The organism is Pseudomonas huaxiensis, from assembly GCF_003231275.1.
Lineage (GTDB): Bacteria > Pseudomonadota > Gammaproteobacteria > Pseudomonadales > Pseudomonadaceae > Aquipseudomonas > Aquipseudomonas huaxiensis.
On the sequence record NZ_QKVL01000020.1, the window covers coordinates 26,268 to 50,465 of the forward strand.

General features: G+C 62.7%; 21 protein-coding genes. 10 read left to right on the top strand and 11 right to left on the bottom strand.

All coding sequences use genetic code 11. From position 1 onward, the window contains the following. Positions 1–18 precede the first annotated feature (18 nt). Positions 19–789 carry a glycosyltransferase family 2 protein gene (locus DM374_RS19850; RefSeq protein WP_177431583.1) on the top strand — a complete coding sequence of 257 codons (771 nt, stop codon included), beginning with the start codon at positions 19–21 and terminating at the stop codon, positions 787–789. A gap of 62 nt (positions 790–851) precedes the next feature. Beyond that, the gene (locus DM374_RS19855) at positions 852–1,943 is read left to right on the top strand and encodes an O-antigen ligase domain-containing protein (protein ID WP_404821348.1); all 1,092 of its coding nucleotides are present in this window, start codon (positions 852–854) and stop codon (positions 1,941–1,943) included. 36 nt (positions 1,944–1,979) lie between these two features. Here the strand turns inward: DM374_RS19855 and DM374_RS19860 are convergent, their stop codons facing one another. Next, on the bottom strand, positions 1,980–2,624 hold the full coding sequence (locus DM374_RS19860) for a BUD32 family EKC/KEOPS complex subunit (RefSeq protein WP_110971430.1): 645 nt from the start codon (positions 2,622–2,624) through the stop codon (positions 1,980–1,982). A 102-nt stretch (positions 2,625–2,726) separates the two neighbouring features. On the opposite strand from DM374_RS19860, the gene msbA reads away from it, so the two are divergent. Further along, complete coding sequence (gene msbA, locus DM374_RS19865) at positions 2,727–4,529, top strand: lipid A export permease/ATP-binding protein MsbA (RefSeq protein WP_110971431.1); 1,803 nt, start codon at positions 2,727–2,729, stop codon at positions 4,527–4,529. 120 nt (positions 4,530–4,649) lie between these two features. Further along, entirely contained in the window at positions 4,650–6,071 is a 1,422-nt protein-coding gene (gene hldE, locus DM374_RS19875) for a bifunctional D-glycero-beta-D-manno-heptose-7-phosphate kinase/D-glycero-beta-D-manno-heptose 1-phosphate adenylyltransferase HldE (RefSeq protein WP_110971433.1), read from the top strand. Positions 6,072–6,125: 54 nt separating this feature from the next. On the opposite strand, the gene DM374_RS19880 is transcribed toward hldE, so the two are convergent. From DM374_RS19880 to DM374_RS19895, 4 genes are all read right to left on the bottom strand, one after another. Then, positions 6,126–7,079 (bottom strand): metal ABC transporter ATPase, encoded by a 954-nt coding sequence (locus DM374_RS19880; RefSeq protein ID WP_110971434.1) that lies wholly within the window; start codon positions 7,077–7,079, stop codon positions 6,126–6,128. A 49-nt stretch (positions 7,080–7,128) separates the two neighbouring features. Continuing rightward, positions 7,129–7,941 carry an aldo/keto reductase gene (locus DM374_RS19885; protein WP_110971435.1) on the bottom strand — a complete coding sequence of 271 codons (813 nt, stop codon included), beginning with the start codon at positions 7,939–7,941 and terminating at the stop codon, positions 7,129–7,131. Further along, a complete protein-coding gene (locus tag DM374_RS19890) occupies positions 7,938–9,113 on the bottom strand; it encodes an NAD(P)/FAD-dependent oxidoreductase (protein ID WP_110971436.1) in 1,176 nt (391 codons plus the stop codon). The genes DM374_RS19885 and DM374_RS19890 overlap by 4 nt, the downstream gene beginning before the upstream one ends. 69 nt (positions 9,114–9,182) lie before the next feature. After that, positions 9,183–9,515 carry a DMT family transporter gene (locus tag DM374_RS19895; RefSeq protein WP_110971437.1) on the bottom strand — a complete coding sequence of 111 codons (333 nt, stop codon included), beginning with the start codon at positions 9,513–9,515 and terminating at the stop codon, positions 9,183–9,185. Positions 9,516–9,606: 91 nt separating this feature from the next. Here DM374_RS19895 and DM374_RS19900 point away from each other — a divergent pair, with 91 nt between their 5' ends. Both DM374_RS19900 and waaA read left to right on the top strand, forming a co-directional pair. Further along, positions 9,607–10,497: a LysR family transcriptional regulator gene (locus DM374_RS19900; RefSeq protein WP_110971484.1), complete on the top strand. Its 891-nt coding sequence runs from the start codon at positions 9,607–9,609 to the stop codon at positions 10,495–10,497. 65 nt (positions 10,498–10,562) lie between these two features. Continuing rightward, entirely contained in the window at positions 10,563–11,834 is a 1,272-nt protein-coding gene (gene waaA / locus DM374_RS19905) for a lipid IV(A) 3-deoxy-D-manno-octulosonic acid transferase (RefSeq protein ID WP_110971438.1), read from the top strand. Between the two features lie 138 nt (positions 11,835–11,972). Here waaA and motB read toward each other — a convergent pair whose 3' ends face one another. Then, entirely contained in the window at positions 11,973–12,986 is a 1,014-nt protein-coding gene (gene motB / locus DM374_RS19910) for a flagellar motor protein MotB (protein ID WP_110971439.1), read from the bottom strand. Between the two features lie 3 nt (positions 12,987–12,989). Continuing rightward, the gene (motA, locus tag DM374_RS19915; RefSeq protein ID WP_110971440.1) at positions 12,990–13,841 is read right to left on the bottom strand and encodes a flagellar motor stator protein MotA; all 852 of its coding nucleotides are present in this window, start codon (positions 13,839–13,841) and stop codon (positions 12,990–12,992) included. A 148-nt stretch (positions 13,842–13,989) separates the two neighbouring features. Here motA and DM374_RS19920 point away from each other — a divergent pair, with 148 nt between their 5' ends. The 3 genes from DM374_RS19920 to asd are packed head-to-tail and all read left to right on the top strand — an operon-like array spanning position 13,990 to position 17,255. Beyond that, complete coding sequence (locus DM374_RS19920) at positions 13,990–15,510, top strand: HDOD domain-containing protein (protein WP_225422545.1); 1,521 nt, start codon at positions 13,990–13,992, stop codon at positions 15,508–15,510. Between the two features lie 47 nt (positions 15,511–15,557). Then, complete coding sequence (locus DM374_RS19925) at positions 15,558–16,367, top strand: rhodanese-like domain-containing protein (RefSeq protein WP_110971441.1); 810 nt, start codon at positions 15,558–15,560, stop codon at positions 16,365–16,367. A gap of 9 nt (positions 16,368–16,376) precedes the next feature. Beyond that, positions 16,377–17,255 (top strand): archaetidylserine decarboxylase, encoded by an 879-nt coding sequence (gene asd / locus DM374_RS19930; protein WP_110971442.1) that lies wholly within the window; start codon positions 16,377–16,379, stop codon positions 17,253–17,255. 73 nt (positions 17,256–17,328) lie between these two features. On the opposite strand, the gene DM374_RS19935 is transcribed toward asd, so the two are convergent. Both DM374_RS19935 and serB read right to left on the bottom strand, forming a co-directional pair. Beyond that, positions 17,329–17,733 carry a lectin OAA family protein gene (locus DM374_RS19935; RefSeq protein WP_157969728.1) on the bottom strand — a complete coding sequence of 135 codons (405 nt, stop codon included), beginning with the start codon at positions 17,731–17,733 and terminating at the stop codon, positions 17,329–17,331. Between the two features lie 152 nt (positions 17,734–17,885). Then, positions 17,886–19,100, bottom strand: coding sequence for a phosphoserine phosphatase SerB (gene serB / locus DM374_RS19940; RefSeq protein ID WP_110971443.1), 1,215 nt, complete (start codon positions 19,098–19,100; stop codon positions 17,886–17,888). A 134-nt stretch (positions 19,101–19,234) separates the two neighbouring features. Between serB and DM374_RS19945 the strand changes: the two genes are divergently transcribed. Then, entirely contained in the window at positions 19,235–20,740 is a 1,506-nt protein-coding gene (locus tag DM374_RS19945) for a HAMP domain-containing protein (protein WP_110971444.1), read from the top strand. A 307-nt stretch (positions 20,741–21,047) separates the two neighbouring features. On the opposite strand, the gene DM374_RS19950 is transcribed toward DM374_RS19945, so the two are convergent. Both DM374_RS19950 and parC read right to left on the bottom strand, forming a co-directional pair. Continuing rightward, positions 21,048–21,761 (bottom strand): PqiC family protein, encoded by a 714-nt coding sequence (locus DM374_RS19950; RefSeq protein WP_110971486.1) that lies wholly within the window; start codon positions 21,759–21,761, stop codon positions 21,048–21,050. Between the two features lie 171 nt (positions 21,762–21,932). Next, positions 21,933–24,191 (bottom strand): DNA topoisomerase IV subunit A, encoded by a 2,259-nt coding sequence (gene parC / locus DM374_RS19955; protein ID WP_110971445.1) that lies wholly within the window; start codon positions 24,189–24,191, stop codon positions 21,933–21,935. Positions 24,192–24,198: the final 7 nt, after the last annotated feature.

The following is a 24,198-nucleotide window of genomic DNA, read 5'->3' on the forward strand; positions in this document are numbered from 1 at the left end:
TACCGAGGATGAATAACAATGGTCTTCAGCGAAAGCAGTGAGATCACCTTGATGGTGACCAGCTGTGGTCGGTTCGACCTGTTGAAGCGTACGCTCGAAACTTTCGACCGCTTCAACACGGCTCCCATTCGCGAGGTGTTCATCACCGAAGACTCGGGTGACGAAGCCGTACGCGATTGCATCCCGGCAGCCTGGCGAGAGCACACCACGTTCATCGTCAACAAACCCAAGCTGGGCCAGATGCGTTCGATCGACGCCGCTTACGCGCAAATCAAGACGTTCTGGGTCTTCCATTGCGAGGACGACTGGGACTTCTATCGTCCGGGCTTCATTGAAGACTCGCAGGTCCTGCTCGAAGCTGACCCGCAAGCCCTGCAAGTGTGGCTGCGCAGTTTCAATCACGACCTTCAGGTGCACAGCCCGTACGTCTTTCTCAATGAGCGGCAGGTGGTACAAGGCATCCCCTTCTATCAGTTGGGCTCGGAAAAGGCCGACTGGCAGGGGTTTTCGTTCAACCCGGGGCTGCGTCGCCTGGCGGATTACCAGCAGCATGCGCCCTACGCTGCGCACTCTGGCGAGAAGAGCCTTTCCCGCCTGTACGCGGCGGAAAACCGCTATGCATTGATTCTGGAAAATGATGCGGTGTTGCACACCGGATTTGGAGAGCATGTCGAGCTGCCGCAAGAGCGCGTCAACAAGCTTCGACGTAAACGCAGGGATCGCATCAAGCTCATAGGCAGCGTAGCTGTTGGCGTGGTGATAGGTTTTCTGATTAACGCTGTTTTGTGAGGTCAAGTGTGGGAAACAGGACAAGTCGAAGCTACTTCGCCGTAGCCACGATCATATTTCTTTTGAGCTACATCCTGATGGCATCGTCGAAATGGACGAATAACATCTTCTACGCCTTTATTGCGTTGCCGGGACTGGTGTTCCTGATCAAGGAGCGGGGTGCGGGCCTGGTGCAGCAGCCGTTGGTCTGGGCCTGGCTGGTTTTCTTGCTGTGGTTTCTGGTGCCCGCCGCGATTGCGGGGGATGGCCAGTTCTACAAACACATCCTGTATGTGGGACTGTTCATCTTTATCATCGCGGCGTTGGTCGAACCTGACTTCTTCCGGCACCCGGCGTTTGTGCGGTGCATGTTCTGGATTCTCTGTGCCTACATTTACGGTTTTGCAGCTTATGCCTATCTGAGCGGGCTCCATGCGTTCGGCGAGCGCGTCAACCTGCTGCCGTCGCGTCTTGAGAACGTCATCTACGCGAGCATCTGGTTGCTCTGTGCGCTGGCCTTGGCGTTCCCCCTGTGGTTGAAAGAGCGTCGCTGGATTGAAGCTTTCAGTGCAGTGGTACTGAGCCTCTTCGCCGTCGTCTTTGTCTTGCAGACACGTACGGCGCTTGTTGGCGCGTTCTTCCTGCTGGGACTCTGGGCCGCTTATGGCATCTGGCGTTTCCCGAAGTACGGACTGACAGGTCTGGCAGTTGGCGCCGCAGTGGCAGGGTTTGTGTTCTGGATCATCAGCAACCAGGCCTGGTTCACTGGAATGATGGCGCGCGGTGATTCCTTCCGGATCGAGTTGTTCCAGGTCATGGTGGGTGAGTGGCGCAATTGCGGCTGGTTGCTTGGCTGCGGGGTTGAGTTCAAGACCGAAAAATTACTTAGTGGCTTCATGCCCATTCAGCATCCACATAACATCTTTGTGGCGCTGGGGCTGTATACCGGTGGGGTATCGCTGGTGCTGTTTGGCGTGGTGATGGCTGCCACCCTGTGGCAAGCCTGGCGTCTGCGCGACGCGTGGGGACTGTTCCTGGCTGCTTCGCTGGTGATGTTGAACTTCGATGGCAGCAAGCTCATCGGCAACCCCGACGAGCTCTGGCCTCTGGTGCTGCTGCCGGCAGCGGTGGTACTAGGGCGGGTGGTACACACACCAAAGCGCTGGTTGATCTGATGGACCCTGCGACCACCTTCGGGTGGTCGCTTCGTTTCAGGCCTTCGCCAGGGCGGCGGCGAGATCGGCCGGTTTGCAGGTGGTCTGCGCCGCCAGGTAAGCACGTTCGAACACATCGCTGCCGTTGCCCAGCAACCAGGCACGATCTTCCTTGTAGCGCAGCATGTGCTTGAAGTTGCGCAGCCGTTGGATCTTGCGCAGTGGGCGGCGGTAGGTGCGCATGTCGGCGATGTCGATCAGGCCGAGGTCGCCCTCGGGCGTCAGCACCACGTTGCCCAGGTGCGCGGAGCGGAAGTAGATGCCTTTCTCGTGCAGTTGGGCAATGAAAATGCCCAATTGACGTCGCAGGTTGTCACCGCTGTCGGGATCATCCAGCAACTGGCGCAGGGTCTTGCCCGGCAGCGGGTCGTAGTGCACTGCGTCGCGGGCGATGTCGGCGATGCGATAGACCTCGCGTACGCGAGGGCAGGGGATAGCGCGTTCGGCCAGGGTCTTGCAGTTGTCGGCAAAACGGCGTGCGTAGGGGTACCAGGCAGCCGAACTGATCAGGCGCTTGCGGCGGAACAGCTTCAACATCGAGCCGTCACGCAGGCGTAATACCTTGTCTCCGGTGCCGTCGGCTTCCAGAACGTGCGCACCTTCGCGCAGGGCGAGGTAGCGGGCGTGGTCGAGCGCTTGCATCGAAACTCCGGTGTAAAGGCCAGCCGGCTATATTACCTCAGCAGGAAGTGGCAAAAAGTGCTTGTGATACAATCCCGCCTCTTTTTCACATGACGGATTCTCATGACCGCCCCCGAATCGTCTGCCCCTTCGAGTATGAAGATCTACTTCCGTCTGCTGAGCTATGTGAAGCCTTATGTCGGCGTTTTCCTGCTCAGTATCGTCGGGTTCGTTATCTTCGCCTCGACCCAGCCCATGCTGGCCGGCATCCTCAAGTATTTCGTCGATGGATTGAGCAACCCCGAAGCGGTGCTGTTCCCTACGGTGCCCTACCTGAAGGACCTGCAACTGCTCCAGGCCGTGCCCCTGTTGATCGTACTGATCGCGGCGTGGCAGGGTCTTGGTTCATTTCTGGGCAACTACTTTCTGGCCAAGGTCTCCCTGGGCCTGGTGCACGACTTGCGGGTCGAGCTGTTCAACAAGCTGCTGGTCCTGCCCAACCGCTACTTCGACAACAACAACTCCGGTCACCTGATTTCGCGTATCACCTTCAACGTGACCATGGTCACCGGCGCCGCGACCGACGCCATCAAGGTGGTGATCCGTGAAGGCCTGACCGTGGTGTTCCTGTTCATCTACCTGTTGTGGATGAACTGGCAACTGACCCTGGTGATGCTGGCGATCCTGCCGCTGATCGCGATCATGGTGAGCAGCGCGAGCAAGAAATTCCGCAAGCAGAGCAAGAAGATTCAGGTAGCCATGGGCGACGTGACCCATGTCGCTTCGGAAACCATCCAGGGCTACCGGGTGGTGCGCAGCTTTGGCGGCGAGCAGTACGAGCAGGAGCGCTTTGCCAAGGCAAGCCAGAGCAACACCGACAAGCAACTGCGCATGACCAAGACCGGCGCGGTCTACACGCCGATGCTGCAACTGGTGATCTACACCGCCATGGCAGTGCTGATGTTCCTGGTGTTGTTCCTGCGCGGTGATGCCACCGCTGGCGACCTCGTAGCCTACATCACCGCTGCGGGCCTGCTGCCCAAGCCTATCCGCCAACTCTCGGAAGTCAGTTCGACCATCCAGAAAGGCGTGGCCGGCGCCGAGAGCATTTTCGAACAACTGGACGTCGAGCCTGAAGTCGATAGCGGCACTGTCGAGCGTGATCGCGTCAGTGGCCGGCTGGAAGTGCGCAATCTCACCTTCTCCTATCCGGGTACCGAGCGCCTGGTGCTCAACGACATAAACTTCAGCGCCGAGCCGGGGCAGATGGTTGCTCTGGTCGGGCGTTCGGGCAGCGGCAAGTCGACGTTGGCCGGGCTGATCCCGCGTTTCTACCAGCACGAGCATGGCGAGATCCTGCTCGATGGCGTCGAGGTCGAGGACTATCGGCTACGCAACCTGCGCAAGCACATCGCCCAGGTGACCCAGCATGTGACCCTGTTCAACGACACCGTCGCCAACAACATCGCCTATGGTGATCTGGCCGGCGCGCCCCGTGAGCAGATCGAGGCCGCCGCTGCGGATGCCTACGCCAAGGAGTTCATCGAGCAACTGCCGCAGGGCTTCGACACCCAGGTCGGCGAGAACGGCGTGCTGCTCTCCGGTGGACAGCGCCAGCGTCTCGCAATCGCCCGCGCCCTGTTGAAGAACGCCCCGTTGCTGATCCTCGACGAAGCCACCTCGGCGCTGGATACCGAGTCCGAGCGGCATATCCAGGCGGCCCTGGACCAGGTGATGAAGGGACGCACCACCCTGGTGATCGCCCACCGCCTGTCGACCATCGAAAAGGCCGATCTGATCCTGGTCATGGATCAGGGCCGGATCGTCGAGCGCGGCACGCACCAGCAGTTGCTCGCCGAGAACGGCTACTACGCTCGCCTGCATGCCATGGGGCTGGATGAGCCAAGCAAGGCTGACATCACCTGAAACACCTTCGCCAGGGCGTCTTGCGCCCTGGCCCGCACAGCGGGGCGCTGGCTGTAATCTGGCTGGCGCGAAGCCTGTGCTAATATCCCGCCCCTGTTCATTTTGTCTGATGGGTTCTCCATGAAGTTGTCCATGCCGCGTTTCGATCAAGCCCCGGTACTGGTGGTCGGCGATGTCATGCTCGACCGCTATTGGCATGGCGGTACCTCCAGAATCTCGCCTGAAGCGCCGGTGCCGGTGGTCAAGGTCGAGCAGATCGAGGACCGTCCGGGCGGTGCGGCCAACGTTGCGTTGAACATTGCCGCGCTCGGCGCGCCGGCTGCGCTGGTCGGGGTTACCGGCCAGGACGAGGCGGCCGACAGCCTGGCCAACAGCCTGCAAGCAGCAGGCGTGCGCTCGGTGTTCCAGCGCATTGCCCACCAGCCGACCATCGTCAAGCTGCGGGTCATGAGCCGTCACCAGCAACTGCTGCGCATCGATTTCGAAGAACCCTTTGCGACCGACCCGCTCTCTCTTGGCGCGGAAGTCGACGCCTTGCTGGAAGGGGTGAAAGTGCTGGTCCTGTCCGACTACGGCAAGGGTGCACTGAAGAATCACCAAAGCCTGATCCAGGCTGCCCGCGAGCGCGGCATTCCGGTGCTGGCCGACCCCAAGGGCAAGGATTTTTCCATTTACCGTGGCGCCAGTCTGATCACCCCGAACCTCAGTGAATTCGAAACCATCGTCGGCCGTTGCGCCGACGAGGCCGAACTGGTGGCCAAGGGCGGTGAGCTGATGCGTGACCTGGAACTGGGCGCCTTGCTGGTAACCCGCGGCGAGCACGGCATGACCCTGCTGCGCCCGGAGCACCCGGCCCTGCACCTGCCAGCCCGCGCCCGTGAAGTGTTCGATGTGACCGGTGCCGGCGACACGGTGATTTCCACCCTGGCCGCTGCCATCGCCGCCGGTGAAGACCTGCCCCACGCGGTCGGTCTGGCCAATCTTGCTGCCGGTATCGTGGTCGGCAAGTTGGGTACCGCCGCAATCAGTGCCCCGGAACTGCGTAGGGCGATCCAGCGCGAAGAAGGCTCCGAGCGTGGTGTGCTGAGCCTCGATCAGTTGCTGCTGGCCATTGATGATGCGCGGGCGCACAACGAGAAGATCGTCTTTACCAACGGCTGCTTCGACATTCTCCATGCCGGTCACGTGACCTACCTGGAGCAGGCGCGCGCCCAGGGCGATCGCCTGATCGTCGCGGTCAACGACGACGCTTCGGTGAGTCGCCTGAAAGGTCCGGGCCGTCCAATCAACAGCGTCGATCGGCGCATGGCCGTGCTGGCCGGCCTGGGGGCGGTGGACTGGGTTATCAGTTTCCCTGAAGGCACTCCGGAAAACCTGCTGAGCCAGGTCAAGCCGGATGTGCTGGTCAAGGGCGGTGACTATGGCATCGATCAAGTGGTCGGCGCCGATATCGTCAAGGCCTACGGCGGGACGGTGAAGGTGTTGGGACTGGTGGAAAACAGCTCGACCACGGCGATTGTCGAGAAGATCCGCAAGAACTGATTCAAGAAAAAGACGGGCCCCGTTCGCGATGAAACGTCGTGTACGGGGCCCGAATCATTTGCCCAGGCTACCCCGGGCAATCTGCAGCAGCTTGCCAGTCAAGCGCTGCAACCCGCTGGCCGGCTTCGTCGGGGCCAGGCCTTGCTGCCTGAGCCAATCCTTCCAGCGAATCCTTTCGTCCCGCACCACCCAGCCGTCCTGCCGGGCGAAGCTCTCGGCCAGGTAAAGGCCGCGCGTACTTGCCGGCAACAAGCGGTCTTTTTTCAGGTGGTAAAGCTCGGGCTGTGGCTGGCCGTCTTCGAGGGGCATCAGGTAGAGATCGGGACGACTGCGGTTGAGCCGGGCTACCAGTTGATCACCCTCCAGGCGTTCATCGACGTGGAACAGGCTCAACGACTTGGCTTCCTTTGGTACCTGCAGGCGCAGGTCGTAGATCAGTTGCAACGATGCGGTCGGCAGATGCACGTAGGCGCGTGGACGCTCAATCAATTGCAGGTTGCCGCAGCGCACCGGCCGCGCCGCGCCGGAGTGAGGGGTGAGGACGAAGGGCAGTGCTTCGCGATAGTGCAGCGCTTCGGCATACGGGGCCGGTAGCCAGGTCTCGTTGAAGCGGCCACCGAGCCAGCCTTCCGGGGTTTCCAGAAGGCATTCTTCGGCGACTTCCTGGACTGCCGTGTGCAGCGGCAGGTTGAGTTCCTGGGCGGGGACGTAACCGGAAATCAGCTTGAGCACCACGTCGCCGCGATCCTGGCGGCGCTGGCGTACCAGCACCCAGTAATCGCGGCTCTGCCAGTGCAGGGTCAGGCGTACCGACACCCCGAGGTTGGCCAGCTCGACGGCGAAGCGTTCGCTGTCGGGGACCTGGATGGCTTTACGCCGTTGCAAGGTCTGGGCGAAGTTCAGTGGCCGGCCGATGCTCTGGTAGCTCAGGCCGTCGGGGCCGGCTTCAACGTGCAAGGGAAGGGTCTTGAAGTTGCTCGGATTCTTGCGGATCAGCGTTCGCGGCATGTCGGCTCCTTCTTGCGTTGGGGTCGGCCGCGGCGGCGGCTCAGCGTGTTCAGCGCTTGCGTAGCACCTGGGAAACGGTGGCCACGTTGTGGGCCAGGTGCACCGGATTGATGGTGCCGACAATAGCACTGGTCACGCCGGGATGGCCAAACAGCAACTCGAAGCTGGCACGCACCGGATCGACGCCCGGGCTCAGGCAGACGTGGCCGCTGGCCAGGGCCTTCTTCACCAGAATGGCCTTGTTGTGGCTGGCGGCGTAATCGAGCACCGGGCGCTCGGCCTGTTCGTTGAGATTGTAGGTGACCATGGCGCAGTCGCCCTGTTCCAGGGCTTTCAGGCCGCCCGCAGCGGTCTTGCCGGAAAAACCGAAGCCGCGAATCTTGCCTTCTTGCTTGAGCAGGGCGAGGGTCTGGTAGACCTCCTCGTTGTCGAGGATATGCAGGTCGTCACCGTTGGAGTGCACCAGGACCAAATCAATACATTCTGTTTCCAGGCGCTTCAGGCTGCGTTCCACCGAGGCGCGGGTGTGAGCGGCACTGAAGTCAAAACGCGATTGGCCGTCGTCGAACTCTTCGCCGACCTTGCTGACGATCACCCACTGATCGCGCTGGCCGCGCAGCAGCGGGCCGAGGCGTTCTTCGCTGCGGCCATAGGCCGGCGCGGTGTCGATCAGGTTGATGCCCAGCTCGCGGGCCTGGGCCAGCAACTGACGGGCTTCGTGATCGTCAGGGATGGTGAAACCGTTGGGGTACTTGACCCCTTGGTCGCGGCCCAGTTTCACCGTGCCCAGGCCCAGCGGCGAAACCGACAGGCCGGTGCTGCCCAATGGGCGATGAAGGTCGTGCAGGGTAGGCAGGGTCATGGCAGCAGTTGCTCCCATACCGGTTGTGCCAGCGGTGGCTTGGGCAGGTCGGGCAGGGCGGGGAGCCTGCCGGGCTTGATGCCGTCGCGCTCCAGCGCGTGGAGGACGCGATCGGCGAAATCCGGTGCCAGCGCAAGTTTGGTCGGCCAGCCGACCAGCAGCCGCTGCTGGTCGGCGATAAAGGCGTTGTCCGGACGGACCATCCCGGATTGCGCAGGCTCGGCACGGTCGACCCGCAAGGTGGCCCAACGTACCTGACTCAAGTCGACCCATGGCAGCAGGTTGGAGACTTCTTTCTTCGCTGCAGCGATCTGCGCGTCGGGTTCGCGGGCCACGCCATCGGCTTCGGCCAGGTCACCACCGAGGTACCAGACCCATTGGCCGTCGGCGGCCGGGTGAGTGGTCACGGTGATGCGCGGCTTCGGCCCCCCTCCCAGGCAGTGCGCGTACAGCGGCTTGAGGCTCGGGCCCTTGGCCAGGACCATATGCAGCGGCCGGCGCTGCATTGCTGGCTGGCTCAGGCCGAGATCGGCCAGCAGGTCAGCGGTGCCGGCGCCGGCACTGAGGACGACGCGTTGAGCGCGAATCTCGCGATCATCGACACGCAGACCGGCCAGGTCGTCCCCGTCACGCAGGGCTTCGATTCGCTCGCCGGCCAGCAGGCTGTCGCCGGCCAGCTCGGCCAGGCGTTCGAGCAGGCTCGGCACGTCGACGACCAGTTCGGCCAGACGATAGACCTTGCCCTTGAAGGCGCGGTCTTGCAGGGCCGGCGGCAATTGCTCGCCCTTGACCTGATCGACCCGGCCGCGCACGGCCTTGCTGGCGAAGAAGCTGGTGAGGTTGCCGGCGAGGGTGCCGGGAGACCAGAGATAGTGGGCTTCGGACAGCAAACGAACGCCGGACAGGTCCAGCTCGCCGTTGCCGGCCAGCGCCTCGCGCCAGCGCCGTGGCATGTCGGCGATGGCTTCGGAGGCTCCGCTGAGGGCGCCGTGCAGCGCGTATTTGGCGCCGCCGTGGATGATGCCCTGAGACTTGAGGGTTTGCCCGCCACCAACGCTGGCCCGTTCCACCAATACCGTCGAATAGCCCAGCTGCCGCAGTCGGGCGTTGAGCCAGAGACCCGCGACCCCTGCGCCGACGATCAGGACGTCGGTGGAAATTACCGATGGCATGCACTTACCTCACAAGCTTGGACAGGTGGGCAAGTATACAGCCTGTTACGCGGGTCACCCCTTCTGGTGTCAATGTCCGGTGGTTTTCGAGAACAACTGGATCACTACCACACCGCCGACGATCATCGCCATGCCGAAGATGGCCGGCAGGTCGAGCTTCTGGCCGTAGATCACCAGCGCGGCGATGCTGATCAGCACGATGCCCAGGCCCGACCAGATCGCGTAGGCGATGCCTACCGGAATGCTGCGCACCACCAGGGTCAGCATCCAGAACGCCACGGCGTAGCCACAGACCATCAGCGCCAGTGGCAGCGGGGTGCTGAGGCCCTTGACCGCTTTCATCGAGGCGGTGGCAATGACTTCGGCGCAGATGGCGATAGCGAGGTAGACGTAGGCATTCATGGTGTTTGCTCCTGGGTTCTGGTCGAGCATTCTAGGGATTGGCCAGATGCGGTAAAGTCATTTCCTATCTGGTATGGAGATAGGTCGAATGATTCATCCGCAGTGGAATCTGGAGCAGGTGCGCCTGTTCGTCGAAGTGGCGGAGCAGCGTTCGTTTTCGGCGGTGGCCCGGGCTGAGCGACGGGCGCAATCGGCGGTCAGTAGCGCCATCGCGTTGTTGGAGGATGACCTGGGGCTGACCCTGTTCGAGCGTAGCAGCGGCCGTCAGCCACAGCTGACCGAAGCTGGCGCGGCATTGCTTGAGGACGCCCGCGAGCTGTTGCGTCAGTGCGAACGCCTGGAGGGCAGGGCGTCGGCGTTATTGCGCGGGCAGGAGCCGTGTTTGCGGCTGGCGCATGACGAGGCGATGCCCTATTCACCGGTGGTCGAAAGCCTGGATGAGTTGTCGCAGCGCTTTCCGCTGCTGGAAGTTCAATTGGCCAGCAGCGCCCAAGGTGATGTCGCTCGGCAACTGGTGGAGCGGCGCGCCGACCTCGGCCTGATGTTCCATCACCAGCGTGTGCCGGATGCGCTGGAGCGTCGGGCGCTGGGCAGTATCGAGATGGTTACGGTGTGCACGGTCGGGCACCCGCTGACGAAACTGAAGCGGGTCACGTGTGAACACCTGTCGCGCCACCGGCAGTTGCTGGTCAACCCGCGAGACAGCGGTTACGCCGGCGGCGAACCGGCCAGCCCGCAAGTGTGGCGGGCGGACAGTTTCTACGTCATGGCCGAACTGTTGATGCGCGGACTGGGTTGGGCCTGGTTGCCGCGGCATGTGGCGCAGTACCCGATGTATCAGCAGCACATGATCGAACTGGACTGCGAATGGCATCCGCCGGCGTTGGTGGTGGAACTGGCGTGGCGGCGGGATGAGCCGCTGGGGCCGGCGGCGCAGTGGCTGGCGGAGCGGTTTGCGGAGCATCTGCGGGCGATGGGGTAAGTTCACTGGCGAAGGGTGGCACCGCATCCCCAAAACCATCAACACTCCTTGTAAACTTCCGCGCCATGAACAGAACCCTCTATACCTCGCTATTCCACCTGGGCCTGCCGCTCGTCGCGCTGCGCCTGTTCCTGCGCGGGCGCAAGGCGCCGGCGTATCGCCAGCGCATCGCTGAACGCTTCGCCTTCGGCCTGCCGCCTTTGCAGCCGGGTGGCATCTGGGTTCATGCGGTGTCCGTCGGTGAGAGCATCGCGGCGGCGCCGATGATCCGTGCGCTGTTGGAGCGTTATCCACAGTTGCCGATCACCGTGACCTGCATGACCCCGACCGGTTCGGAGCGGATCAAGGCGATGTTCGCCGGCGAGCCGCGCATCCAGCACTGCTACCTGCCGTATGACCTGCCGTGGGCGGCAGCGCGTTTCCTCGACCGGGCCAAGCCGCGGCTGGCGGTGATCATGGAAACCGAGCTGTGGCCCAACCATATCCACCAGTGCGCAAAACGCGGGATTCCGGTGGCGTTGGCCAACGCCCGCCTGTCCGAGCGCTCGGCCCGTGGCTACGCGCGGTTCGCCGGGTTGACCCGGCCGATGCTGGCGGAAATGAGCCTGTTCGCAGTGCAGACCGAAACGGAGGCCGAGCGCTTCCGGCAGTTGGGCGCGCGCCCCGAATGCGTGCAGGTGACCGGTTCGATCAAGTTCGACCTGAAGGTCGATGAGCACTTGTTGCCCCGTGCGCGGGCGCTGCGCGAACAGTGGGGCGCTGGTCAGCGGCCGGTGTGGATCGCCGCCAGCACCCATGACGGCGAAGACGCGCTGATTCTCGACGCCCACCGGCAATTGCTGGAAGTCCATGCCGATGCGTTGCTGATCCTGGTGCCGCGGCATCCGGAGCGTTTTGATGCGGTGCATGGGTTGTGCAGCGAGCAATTCGCCACGGTGCGGCGCTCTTCCGGTGCGTCGGTGGACGGCCAGACCCGCGTGTTGCTCGGCGACACCATGGGCGAGTTGCTGTTTCTGTATGCCCTGGCGGATATCGCGTTCGTCGGCGGCAGCCTGGTCCCGACTGGCGGGCACAACCCGCTGGAGCCGGCAGCGTTGGCATTGCCGGTGATCATGGGGCCGCACGTGTTCAACTTCCTTGAGATCAGCGCGATGCTGCGCGAGGCGGGCGCCTTGCAGGACGTGGACGATGCCGAGGGGCTGGCTGCGGCGGTACGGCGCTTGGTGGAGTTGCCGCAGGATGCGCGGAAGATGGGGGAGGCGGGAGTGGCGGTGATGCGTGCCAATCAGGGGGCGTTGCAGCGTTTGCTGGATGGCTTGGGGGCGTTGATCCGATAGCAACCGCTCGATTGTGTCGCTTGATCTACCGTCATCGCCGGCAAGGCCGGCTCCCACAGTGTGTGCTGGCTTGCCAGCGATGACGCCGGCGACTCACCACCGCCATCGCTGGCAAGCGGAGCGCCGCCCGACCACGGCTTACTGCTTCTTGCCAGGCTCGTCCATCTTCAACACCCCATCCTCGAAGATGTTCAGCTTGTCGCGCAGCTCCAGCGGCTGCATCGGCTCGGCCTGCGGCTCACCCGGTGCCGTCGGGTTCTGCTGAGTACCTTGCGGCGCGCCATTTTCCGGCGTCTCCGGCGCTTGCTGCTCACCTTCGATCGCGCGCTGAGCACGCTTGGTCAGAACCACGATGTCGATGCGGCGGTTGACCGGGTTCAGCGGCTTCTCGCGATCGAACAGCGACGACGAGGCGTATCCCACCACCCGCGCAACCTGGGTATCGGGATAACCACCCGCGACCAGCGCACGACGGGCAGCGTTGGCACGGTTGGCCGAAAGCTCCCAGTTGCCGTACTCACCGCTACCCGCATACGGCTTGGCGTCGGTGTGACCACTGATGCTGATCTTGTTCGGCACCGTCTTGATGGTGTCGGCCATGGCCAGCAGGATGTCTTCGAAATAAGGCTTCAACCGCGCACTGCCCAGGTCGAACATCGGCCGGTTCTCGGCATCCACGATCTGGATACGCAGGCCATCCTGGGTAATTTCGAAGAGGATCTGGTCCTTGAATTTCTGCAGTTCAGGGCTCTGCTCGACCTTGTTCTGCAACTCCTGCAGCACCAGCTCTAGGCGTTCGCGCTCGACCTGCTCGGCCAGGTTCTCGACCTGATCCTGATTGATGATGCTGCTGTCAGGCGTCGGCTCGGCCTTCTCTTCAGGGTTGATGGTCTTTTCCGGCGCCAGTTGCGGCGAACCACCCAGGTCGATGATGTAGGGCGTACCGCTTTCAGAGAAGCCGATCGGGTCCTTGAAGTAACCGGCGATGGCGATCTTCTGTTCCGGCGTGGCCGTGGACAGCAACCAGAGCACGAGGAAGAACGCCATCATCGCCGTCGCGAAGTCGGCGAAGGCGATCTTCCACGCGCCACCGTGGTGGCCTCCGCCAAAGCGCTTTACGCGCTTGATGATAATCGGCTGATTATTTTCCATGGATCAGCGACCGCGGACTGCTTGTTCCAGCTCGGCGAAGCTCGGGCGGTGCTTCGGATAGAGCACCTTGCGACCGAACTCGACCGCCAGCGAAGGCGGCATGCCGGAAGCCGAAGCAACCAGGGAGGCCTTGATCGCCTCGTAGACGTTCAATTCTTCCTTGGCATCGTGGGCCAGCGAGGTGGCCAGCGGGCCGAAGAAGCCGTACGCCGCGAGAATACCGAAGAAGGTACCGACCAGTGCCGCACCAACGTGCATACCGATGGCCGCCTGGTCACCCTCACCCAGCGACGCCATGGTCACCACGATACCCAGTACCGCCGCGACGATACCGAAACCGGGCATGCCGTCAGCAATGCCGGTTACTGCATGGGACGGGTGCTCAAGCTCTTCCTTCATGCTCAGCAACTCCATGTCGAACAGGCCTTCAAGCTCGTGGGGAGCCATGTTGCCGGTGGACATGATGCGCAGGTAATCACAGACAAACGCGGTCATGCGTTCGTCTTTCAGCACCGCGGGGTATTTGGCGAAGATCGGGCTTGCGGCGGCATCTTCGATGTCGCCCTCGATCGCCATCATGCCTTCGCGGCGGCTCTTGTTGAGGATTTCGTAGACCAGACCCAGCACTTCTATATAGAAGGTGTGCGAGAAGCGGCTGCCGAACATGCTCAGCGACTTCTTGATGACGTGCATGGTCATGTAGCCGGGGTTGGCCTGCAAGAATGCGCCAAAGGCTGCGCCGCCGATGATCAGCACCTCGAAAGGCTGGATCAGGGCCGCGATCTTCCCGTGGGAGAGCACATATCCGCCTAGCACGCTCGCGAATACGACGATGATGCCGATAATTTTAGCCATAGATAGAACGCACTTACTGTCGGGGTCAGGGTCGGGGCGGAAGTTAGTAAAACTCTTCTTCTACTTATCGGCAGTTCTGCGCCAGACTATAGCCAGTCAAGGCGAAAAGCCAGTTCGGCCACCTTCCAGCAAGCCTAGTGAAACCATCGTGCTAACTCAGAATCCGAAGACTGTCGATGCCTGGATCAAACTACTGGACGGCGCCAAGTTGCCGGTGCCCTGCCACAGCCACGATCGCGTAAAAGCCGCGATCGCCGACAGTCGCCGCTCGTTGCGCGACATTGCCGAGCTGATGCAGGACAGTCCGGCGCTGGTGCTGAGCGTGATGCGCGAAGCCAACCGGCATACCCACGCCAGCATCGCCGAGCCTGCGGAAAACCTTGAGGTCGCGCTCAACCGGCTCGGCCTGGCCCGCGCCGAAGCGTTGCTGGATCGCCTGGAAACCGCGCCCGTCGAGCAGATTCCACTGGCCCTGCGCCAATTGCAGATGGTCAGCCAACACGCCAGCCAGCAAGCCAGTGGCCTGTTCGCCAGTCGCCTGGCGCGGCTGTGGCAGGACATCCACTGGGGCAGCCTGCTGTTTCTCTCGCCGCTGTGGCCGCTGGCCCTGACGCATCCAAAGTTGCTGGAAGAATGGGAACTGCGGGTCGTGCACCGTGGCGAGCCTGCGCCTCGGGTCGAACGCGAGCTGTTCGGCGTGCGCCTGCTCAGTCTGTGTCAGGCCCTCGCCGAATTCTGGCGGCTGCCGACCTGGGTTACCCAGGGCTATCACTTGCTGCAGGAAGAACGCCGGCTGCTGGTCAAGGTCATGCACATCGCCCGCGATCACAAGAGCCCGCTGCGCCAGCAACAACGCCTGGACGCCGACCCTTCGTTGCGCCGCTGGCTGAACCAGCCGGCCAACACGGTGTTGCTGGCCAACGGCCTGGCGCTGTCGTCCCAACATGCGTGGAGCAGCCCGCACTGTCTGCGCTGGCAGCAACTGATCAGCCTGTACTTGCAGGTGCCACTGGACGACGTGCAACAACAGGCACACCAACAGGCCGCGAAGAGCGCGCGCGATCACGCCATTGAAGGCGTGTTCCACCCGGCGCAGATGCTGATCTGGCCGTGGGATGCGCACTACATTCCCCGCGGCATGCTGCCGGCGGAGGCTCCCGATACCAAGGCCCTTGGGAATTGGCGCAAGTTCTGCGCCGACCTGCTCGCCGAACCCAGCCCATTCTCCAACGCGATCCACCTGACCCGCTATGCCTGCGATGCCTTGCAGGCCTGCGGCATGACGCGGGTTCTGTTGCTGATGAGCGACAAGACCCAAAGCTACCTGCGGGTGCACCAACTGGCCGGGCTGCCCACGCATGCCGCCAGCCTGACCGTGCAGGTAGCCCACAGCAAGCTGCTGCAACGCCTGCTCAGCCAGTCTGCGCAACTGCGCCTGACGCCCGAGAACCACGCGCAATTCGCCGCCCTGCTGCCCGCGCCCCTGCGCGCCCTGTTCCGCGGCGAGCATCTGCTGCTGCGTTCGCTGTCGAACAACGGTCGGGTGGTGATGGTGCTGATGGCCGACCAGGGCGGTGGTCCCTTCTCGGAAATCAGCGTGCAGGCGTTCGGCAAGACCGCCCAATGCATCGAGCGCGCCCTGACCACCTTCAGCAACCGCAGCGCCTGACCCATGCGCTACAATCGCCTCCCTCTGTTCCGAACTGGAGACTCTGGATGACTGATTTTTCCGGCTTGCCACTGGTGATCGAACCGGCTGACCTGCAGGCCCGCCTCGACTCGCCAGCGTTGATCCTGGTCGATCTGACCAGTGTCAACCGCTACGGCAGCGGCCATGTTCCAGGGGCTCGTTTCGTCGATCCCAAGCGCACGCAACTGGGCCAGCCACCGGCACCGGGTCTGGCGCCGGCGAAAGCCGAGCTGGAAAAACTCTTCGGCGAGCTGGGCCATCGCGCCGATGCTACCTACGTTGTCTACGACGACGAAGGCGGCGGCTGGGCCGGTCGCTTCATCTGGTTGCTCGATGTGATTGGCCACAAGCACTACCACTACCTCAACGGTGGGGTGCAGGCCTGGCCGGCCAATCACCTGAGCACCGAGGTTCCGGCCAGCGCCGGTGGCCCGGTCAGCCTGGTGCTGCACGAAGAGCCCACCGCGACCCGCGAATACCTGCAAAGCCGGCTCGGCGCCGCCGACCTGGCGATCTGGGATGCGCGTAGCCCTGCCGAGTACCGCGGCGAGAAAGTCCTGGCCGCCAAGGGCGGGCACATTCCCGGCGCCGTGAACTTCGAGTGGACTGCCGGGATGGACCTGAACGATGCCCTGCGCATCCGCAAGGACATGCCGCAGATCCTCGAGCAGCTCGGTATCAGCAAGGACAAGGAAGTGGTCACCCACTGCCAGACTCACCACCGCTCGGGCTTCACCTACCTGGTGGCCAAGCACCTGGGCTACCCACGGGTCAAGGCGTACGCCGGATCCTGGGGCGAATGGGGCAACCATCCGGACACGCCCGTCGAAGTTTAAGGAAACTCAATGAAATCCCGTTTGTTCATCATCAGCCAGTACCTGCTGCCGCATCACCTGCTCTCGCGTCTGGCCGGCTGCGTTGCCGAATGCCGTGTGCGCTGGTTCAAGAATGCCTTCACCGCGTGGTTCGCCAAGCGTTATCAGGTCGACATGTCCCAGGCCCTGGTCGAAGACCTGACCGCCTACCAGCACTTCAACGACTTCTTCACCCGCGCCCTCAAGCCGGGCGCCCGCCCGCTGGACGAAACCCCGGGTGCGATCCTCTGCCCCGCCGACGGTGCAGTCAGCCAGCTCGGCCCGATCGAGCACGGTCGTATCTTCCAGGCCAAGGGCCACAGCTTCAGTGCGCTGGAACTGCTCGGTGGCGACCCGGCCAATGCCGCGCCGTTCATGGGCGGCGAGTTCGCCACGATCTATCTGTCGCCGAAGGACTACCACCGCGTGCACATGCCGCTGGCCGGCACTCTGCGCGAAATGATCTATGTTCCCGGCCGGCTGTTCTCGGTGAACCAGACCACCGCCGAAAACGTTCCTGAGCTGTTCGCGCGCAACGAGCGCGTGGTCTGCCTGTTCGATACCGAGCGCGGACCAATGGCCGTGGTGTTGGTGGGTGCAATGATCGTCGCCTCGATCGAGACGGTATGGGCCGGTCTGGTCACACCGCCGAAGCGTGAACTGAAGACCGTCCGTTATGACGAAGCCTCCCGCGCGCCGATCCACCTGGAAAAAGGTGCCGAGCTGGGACGTTTCAAGCTGGGTTCGACCGCTGTCGTGCTGTTCGGGCCGGATCAGGTGAAGTGGGCAGAAAGTCTTGGTGCCGGCTCGCCGGTCACCATGGGTCAGGGCCTGGCCCTGCCGGCTTCGCAGGCCGCCACCGACGCCTGATCGGGAAAGCCGCGACACGCTTGAAAAAGCAAACCGCCCCCGGTTCCGGGGGGCGGCTCTTCAACCTGAAGCCTTACTCCAGATGACTACGGAAGCCGATCGGCCCTTCGTTGTCATAGGTATTGGTGCCGTCGAGGCTCTTGCCGCCATCGTTCGATTTGACGTTCAGAGCGATGACGCTCTGGTTGTCACGGCCGCCGATCACCCATTCGCCGCCCGGATGCCAAGGTGCGTCGTTGCCGCCCCACTGGTTCTGGACTTCATAACGGTTCTGCGCGACGCGCTTGGCCTGGAACCCAATCGGGCCCTCGCCGGTGTAAGTGATGCTGCCCTTGAAGGTCACGCCACCATCACCAGAGCGGATGTCGACATTGACAACCTTCTGGTTGTCCCGCGCACCGAGCTGCCAGGTTCCACCCGGATGCCACGGTGCACTGCTACCACCCCATTGGTTTTGAACTGCATACTTGTTCGCCATGAACTTCATCTCCTTGAAGTTGCTGGTGGGGGCCGACAAGTCATCTTGCCGGCCATACGACCCTCGGGATTGGGACCGTATGCAAGCAAGCCTAGACAGGCTTCAAAGATCGTCAGGGAGCAAAGGACGAATGGTTAGAACCGTTCGATCTATCATGCATTTCCTTCGCGATCACGCATTCCCAGTAGATACAGCACGCCGTCGAGGCCCAAGGTGGAGATGGCCTGCTTGGCCGACTGACGCACCAGCGGCTTGGCGCGGAACGCCACGCCGAGGCCGGCAATGCCCAGCATTGGCAGGTCGTTGGCGCCGTCGCCAACGGCGATGGTCTGCTCCATCTGCAAACCTTCCTTGCGCGCCAGCTCGCCGAGCAGGTCGGCCTTGCGCTGCGCGTCGACAATCGGCTCGACGGCCACGCCGGTAACCTTGCCGTCGACCACTTCCAGTTCGTTGGCGAACACGTAGTCGATGCCCAGCTTGGCCTGCAGTTGCTTGGCGAAGTAGGTGAAGCCGCCGGAGAGGATGGCGGTCTTGTAGCCCAGGCGCTTGAGTTCGGCGAACAGGGTTTCAGCGCCTTCGGTCAGGCGCAGCGAAGCGCCGATTTCGTCCAGCACGCTGACATCCAGGCCCTTGAGCAGCGCCAGGCGCTCCTTGAAGCTGGCACGGAAGTCCAGCTCGCCGCGCATGGCGCGTTCGGTGATTTCCGAAACCTGTTCGCCAACGCCGGCAGCCTTGGCCAGTTCATCGATCACTTCGGCTTCGATCAGCGTCGAGTCCATGTCGAATACCGCCAGGCGGCGATTGCGACGGAACAGAGAATCCTGCTGGAAGGCGATGTCGACGTTCAGTTCCTGAGCGACGCTGAGGAACTCGGCACGCAGGGCCTGTGGATCAGCCGGCTCGCCGCGCACGGAGAACTCGATGCAGCCCTTGCCCTGATCCACCGGAGTATCCAGCGCCACACGCCCGGACAAACGATCGATGTGATCGATGTTCAGGCCATATTTGGCGGTAATGGAGCTGACGCGCTGCAGTTGCTCGGCGGTAACCTTGCGGGTCAGCAGGGTGACGATATGGCGCGGTTTGCCCTGGCCGTCGACCCAGTTGCGGTAGTCGGCTTCCGAAACCGGGGTGAAACGCACTTGCTGGTTCAGTTCGTAGCCGGTGAACAGCAGGTCCTTGAGCACCGAAGAACCCTGCTCGGTGTCGGGAATTTCAACGAGGATGCCGAAGGACAGCGTGTCATGGATCACCGCCTGGCCAATATCGAGAATGTTCACACCGCCGCGCGCCAGGACGCCGGTAATGGCCGCGGTCAGACCCGGACGGTCCTCACCGGTGATGTTGATCAAGACGATTTCGCGCAAGACGGGCTCCGAGTCGTGGAAAAAGTGCGCATTCTACCGCGTTTTGCAGACCATCGGGCGCAGCGATACTTTGCCGGGTCAAGGGCGGTCGCTATACTGCGCAGCAATTTCTCCGTCATAAAGAGCCGCGCTCAGTGAACCGGCCCACGCCCGTCAAAACCGACAACTTCTTCCTGCTGATCTTTCGTGCCCTGCGTCAGCGTCGCGTGCCCCTGGCATTGCGCATTGCCTGTCACAACATTTTCCTGGTTGCCCTGGCGCTGGTGATCTACGCCTGCGTGATGGGTTTGCAGTTCAAGGAAGCCATGCATGAACAGGCCGATGCCCTCGGGCAGAGCCTGACCACTCAGACCGCAACTTCCGCGACCGAACTGCTGGTGTCCAACGACATCCTCAGCCTCAACGTACTGCTCGGGAATCTGGTGAAGAACCCGCTGGTCGCCCATGCGGCGATCTACAGCGTGGACAACCGGATCCTCGCCGAAGCCGGCCAGCGCCCGAAAAACAGCCTGCTGGGTGAAGCCGAAGGTCTGTACCAGACCAAGATCACTTTCCAGGACGTGACGGCGGGCCAGTTGCGCATCAGTCTGGACATGAGCCAGTTCCAGCAGCCGATGACCATCAGCATGCAGAGCATGGGCATCCTCGCTGGCATCCTGCTGGCGTTGGCGCTGACCATGAGCTTGCGTCTTGGGCGCTATGTCTCGACGCCGCTGCTGCAACTGCGAGTCTGGCTGCGCGATCTGGACGAGTACACCCCGGCCACCGAGCGCCAGGACGAGATCGGCGACCTCGCCCGCCAGCTCCACGCCCGCTTCGCGCCGCCGCCGAAGGCACCAGAGCCCGAGCCGGAACCTGAAATCGAAGACGATTTCGAGGAAGACGCCGAGCCTGCCTTCCAGGTCCGCAACCTGCGCGACCCGAGCTTCGACGAAGCTCCGGCGGTGAGCCGCCCGGCGCTGCGCGCCACGGAAGACGACGAGGATGACGACGCCTTCGCTGACCTGCGTGACGATTCCGCGCCTGTCGCTGCTCCGGCGGTGCCCGCAGCGCCGCGCCAGCCACAGGCCAGCGCCGTACTTGCCGTGCAACTTGGGTCGCAGGAGCAACTGCGTCGCCTGCCACGGACTCGCCTGACCGAGTTGCTGGAGCGTTATCACGACTGCCTCGAACAGGCTGCCTCGCTGTATGAAAGCGAAGTCCAGCTCCTCAACGACGGCAGCACCCTGCTGCTGTTCCACAGCCGGGACAGCGGTGAGGATTACCTGACCAACGCGATCTGCTGTGGCGAGTTGCTGCGTGCCCTCGGCCATGCGCTCCAGGTCGAAGTGGCCGACAGCGGCATCACCCTGCAGTTGCAACTGGGTCTGGTGGTGGGTGAAGACCTCGAAGGCCTGAGCCAGATCGACCTGCTGCTGACCGAGAAGGCCCAGGACGCCCTGGCCCTGTCGCAACACAGCCGCAACCTGCTGCTGGTGGAGCGCAAGATCGGCGACGACACCCTGATCCGCCAACGCGCCCGCATCCGCCCGATTGCCAGCCCCGAAGGTGCCTGCTGCGTGGAACGGTTGATGGAGCCGTATCCATCGATGCTGGAACGCCAGTTGGCGCGGATGCATGAGCGGCAGGTGAAGAACTGAAGTCCAGGCTTGTGGGAGCGCCGTCTGGCCAACTTCCACAAGTTTTAGCCCGATAGAACAGGTTTTTGACGGGATGCCGGGTTGGGATTTGGGCTTTGGTGCGGTGGGCTTATCCGTTCGATATGGCGAGGCTGCCGGCCCCTTCCGCCTTTACGGCGTCCTACTTTTTCCAAGAAAAAAGTAGGACGCCGTAAAGGCGGAAAGCGCCGGCAGCGGCGCCGTATCGAATGGATAAGCTCGCAGCATCAAAGCCCAATCCCATAAAAAAAGCCCGCATCGCTGCGGGCTTTTTGAATGTCTGCTGAACTCAGAAGCGGAACACTTCCATGTCCGTGCGGATCGGCGAAGCCATCGGGATTTTCGGCTTTTCCGGTTCCTTGCGAACCTGTACCGGAGCGGCTTGTTTCTTCGGCGGCGGTTCTTCAACGATTGCCGGCTGGTTGGCCAACGGTTTCAACGCCGTGCTCAACTGCTCGGCCAGACGCTGGAGCAACTGGCCCTGGGCCTGTACCTGCGCCGAGGAACTGCCAGCATGCGGCTGTTCAAGGTGAATGATGCGGTTGTCGCGAACCTGACCACGACGGTCCAGCAGACGCCATTGCGCATCGAGGATCGCCGGTTGGTTCGCGCCCGAGTCCAGGCGAGTGATCGACAGCAGCACCTGAACATCAGGACTGAAGCCGGTGCTGGCCGGAGCTAGGATCACGCGCTGGCTGTCCAGGCGCCATGCCAGTTGGCGAACCAGCAATTGATCGATATCAGCGGAAAGACTGCCCGCCCAGCGACCGTCCGTCGCTGCGGTGAGGCTGCCATCGTTTTGCCGCTGCAGCAGCGTCTCGCGTTGCAGGTAGTCGGCGACCGATACTGGACCCAGTACTACCGCCATACCGGCGCTTTGCTTCGGTTGTCCTGGCTCGCCACTGTCGAGCTGATACAAGGCGACCGGCTGGTGCATGCTGCACCCGGCCAGGCCCAGCACACCCGTGAGCAAGAGAACAAATGGAAGGCGCAGAAAAGTCATCATCCCATCCAGGCGGCCACCACACGGCACCGCAGTGATACTCATGAATTCATTCGGGCACCCAGCCACGCTGGCACCACAGGGCGCCTATCATCCGCGAAATCAAGCTCTAACTCCAGTGTTTACGCCCGGAACGTGTGGGAAAAAACCCGTTCCAGGCGTCTGGAATGCTTACTCCGGATTGTCGACCAACAACGCATCGACCCTCTGGAAGCCGCGTGGCAGTTTGTTGCCACGGCGTCCGCGCTCGCCTTTGTAATGCTCCAGGTCTTCACCCTTGAGCGATAGCGTACGCTTGCCGGCTTGCAATACAAGGGTCGCGCCGTCAGCCAGAACGGCCATATCCGTGACGTATTCCTCACGGCTGGCCACCCGGTCACCAGGAATCCCGATGATCTTGTTGCCCTTGCCTTTGGGCAGTTGCGGCAGGTCGCTGATCTTGAACACCAGCAGGCGACCTTCGGTCGTCACCGCTGCCAGCCAGTTCTGCTCGCGGTCCGCCACCGGACGCGGTGCAAGCACCTTGGCGCCGTTGGGCAGACTGAGCAGCGCCTTGCCGGCCTTGTTCTTGGCCTGCAGGTCCTCGCCCTTGACCACGAAGCCGTAACCGGCGTCGGAGGCGATCACATACAGCGCATCGTCATCCGGCAGCAGCACGCATTCGAAGGATGCGCCTGGCGGCGGTGTCAGACGGCCGGTCAGCGGCTCGCCCTGACCTCGCGCAGACGGCAGGGTGTGGGCTGCCACCGAGTAACTGCGACCGGTGGAGTCGACAAACACCGCGAACTGGTTGGAGCGCCCTGCGGCCGCTACCTTGAAGCCGTCGCCAGCCTTGTAGGAAAGACCGGTAGCGTCGATGTCGTGGCCCTTGGCGCAACGTACCCAGCCCTTTTCGGACAGGACCACGGTCACCGGTTCGGTCGGCATCAGCTCGTTTTCCGACAGCGCCTTGGCTTCAGCCCGGGCGATGATCGGCGAGCGGCGGTCGTCGCCGTAGGTCTCGGCGTCCTTGATCAGTTCAGTGCGCACCAGCTTGCGCAGCTTGGCGTCGCTGCCGAGCAAGGCTTGCAGCTTGGCCTGCTCCTTGAGCAGTTCGTCCTGCTCGCCGCGGATCTTCATCTCTTCCAGCCGCGCCAGTTGGCGCAGGCGGGTTTCGAGGATGTATTCGGCCTGAATCTCGGTCAGTTCGAAGCGGGCAATCAACGCCTGCTTGGGATGGTCTTCGGTACGAATGATGTGGATCACTTCGTCCAGGTTCAGGAACGCAACCAGCAAGCCGTCCAACAGGTGCAGGCGACGCTCGACCTTGTCCAGGCGGAATTGCAGCCGGCGGCGCACGGTATTGATGCGGAATTCCAGCCACTCCACCAGCAGTGCGCGCAGGTTCTTCAACTGCGGGCGACCATCCAGGCCGATGATGTTGACGTTGACGCGGTAACTGGACTCCAGCTCGGTGGTGGCGAACAGGTGTTGCATCAGTTCGTCCAGCTCGACCCGGTTGGAGCGCGGAATGATAACGATCCGGCACGGGTTCTCGTGATCGGACTCATCCCGCAGGTCGGCGACCATCGGCAGCTTTTTCGCCTGCATCTGCGCGGCGATCTGCTCCAGTACCTTGGCCCCGGAAACCTGATGCGGCAGCGCGGTGACGATGATGTCGCCGTCCTCGATGCGGTACACCGCACGCATGCGAACCGAGCCGCGACCGGTTTCGTAGATTTTCAGCAGGTCGGCGCGCGGCGTGATGATTTCCGCTTCGGTCGGATAATCCGGCCCCTGGATATGCTCGCAGAGCTGTTCGACGGTGGCTTTAGGCTCATCGAGCAGGCGCACGCAAGCCGAGGCAACTTCCCGCAGGTTGTGCGGCGGCACGTCGGTGGCCATGCCGACGGCGATGCCGGTGGTGCCGTTGAGGAGGATGTTCGGCAAACGTGCCGGCAACACGGCGGGTTCGTCGAGGGTTCCGTCGAAGTTCGGCACCCAATCCGCGGTGCCCTGACCCAGCTCGCTGAGCAGCACTTCGGAATAACGTGACAGCCGTGCTTCGGTGTAGCGCATGGCCGCGAAGGATTTCGGATCGTCCGGCGCACCCCAGTTGCCCTGGCCGTCGACCAGGGTGTAGCGATAGCTGAATGGCTGAGCCATCAGCACCATGGCTTCGTAGCAGGCCGAATCGCCGTGGGGGTGGAATTTACCGAGCACGTCACCGACGGTACGCGCCGATTTCTTGTGCTTGGAGTCGGCATCCAGGCCCAGTTCGCTCATGGCGTAGACGATACGCCGCTGGACCGGCTTCAGGCCGTCGCCGATGTGCGGCAGCGCCCGGTCCATGATCACGTACATGGAGTAGTTGAGGTAGGCCTGTTCGGTGAAGTCAGCCAGTGACCGGCGCTCTACGCCGTCGAGGCTGAGATCAAGGGAGTCGCTCATGCGGGCC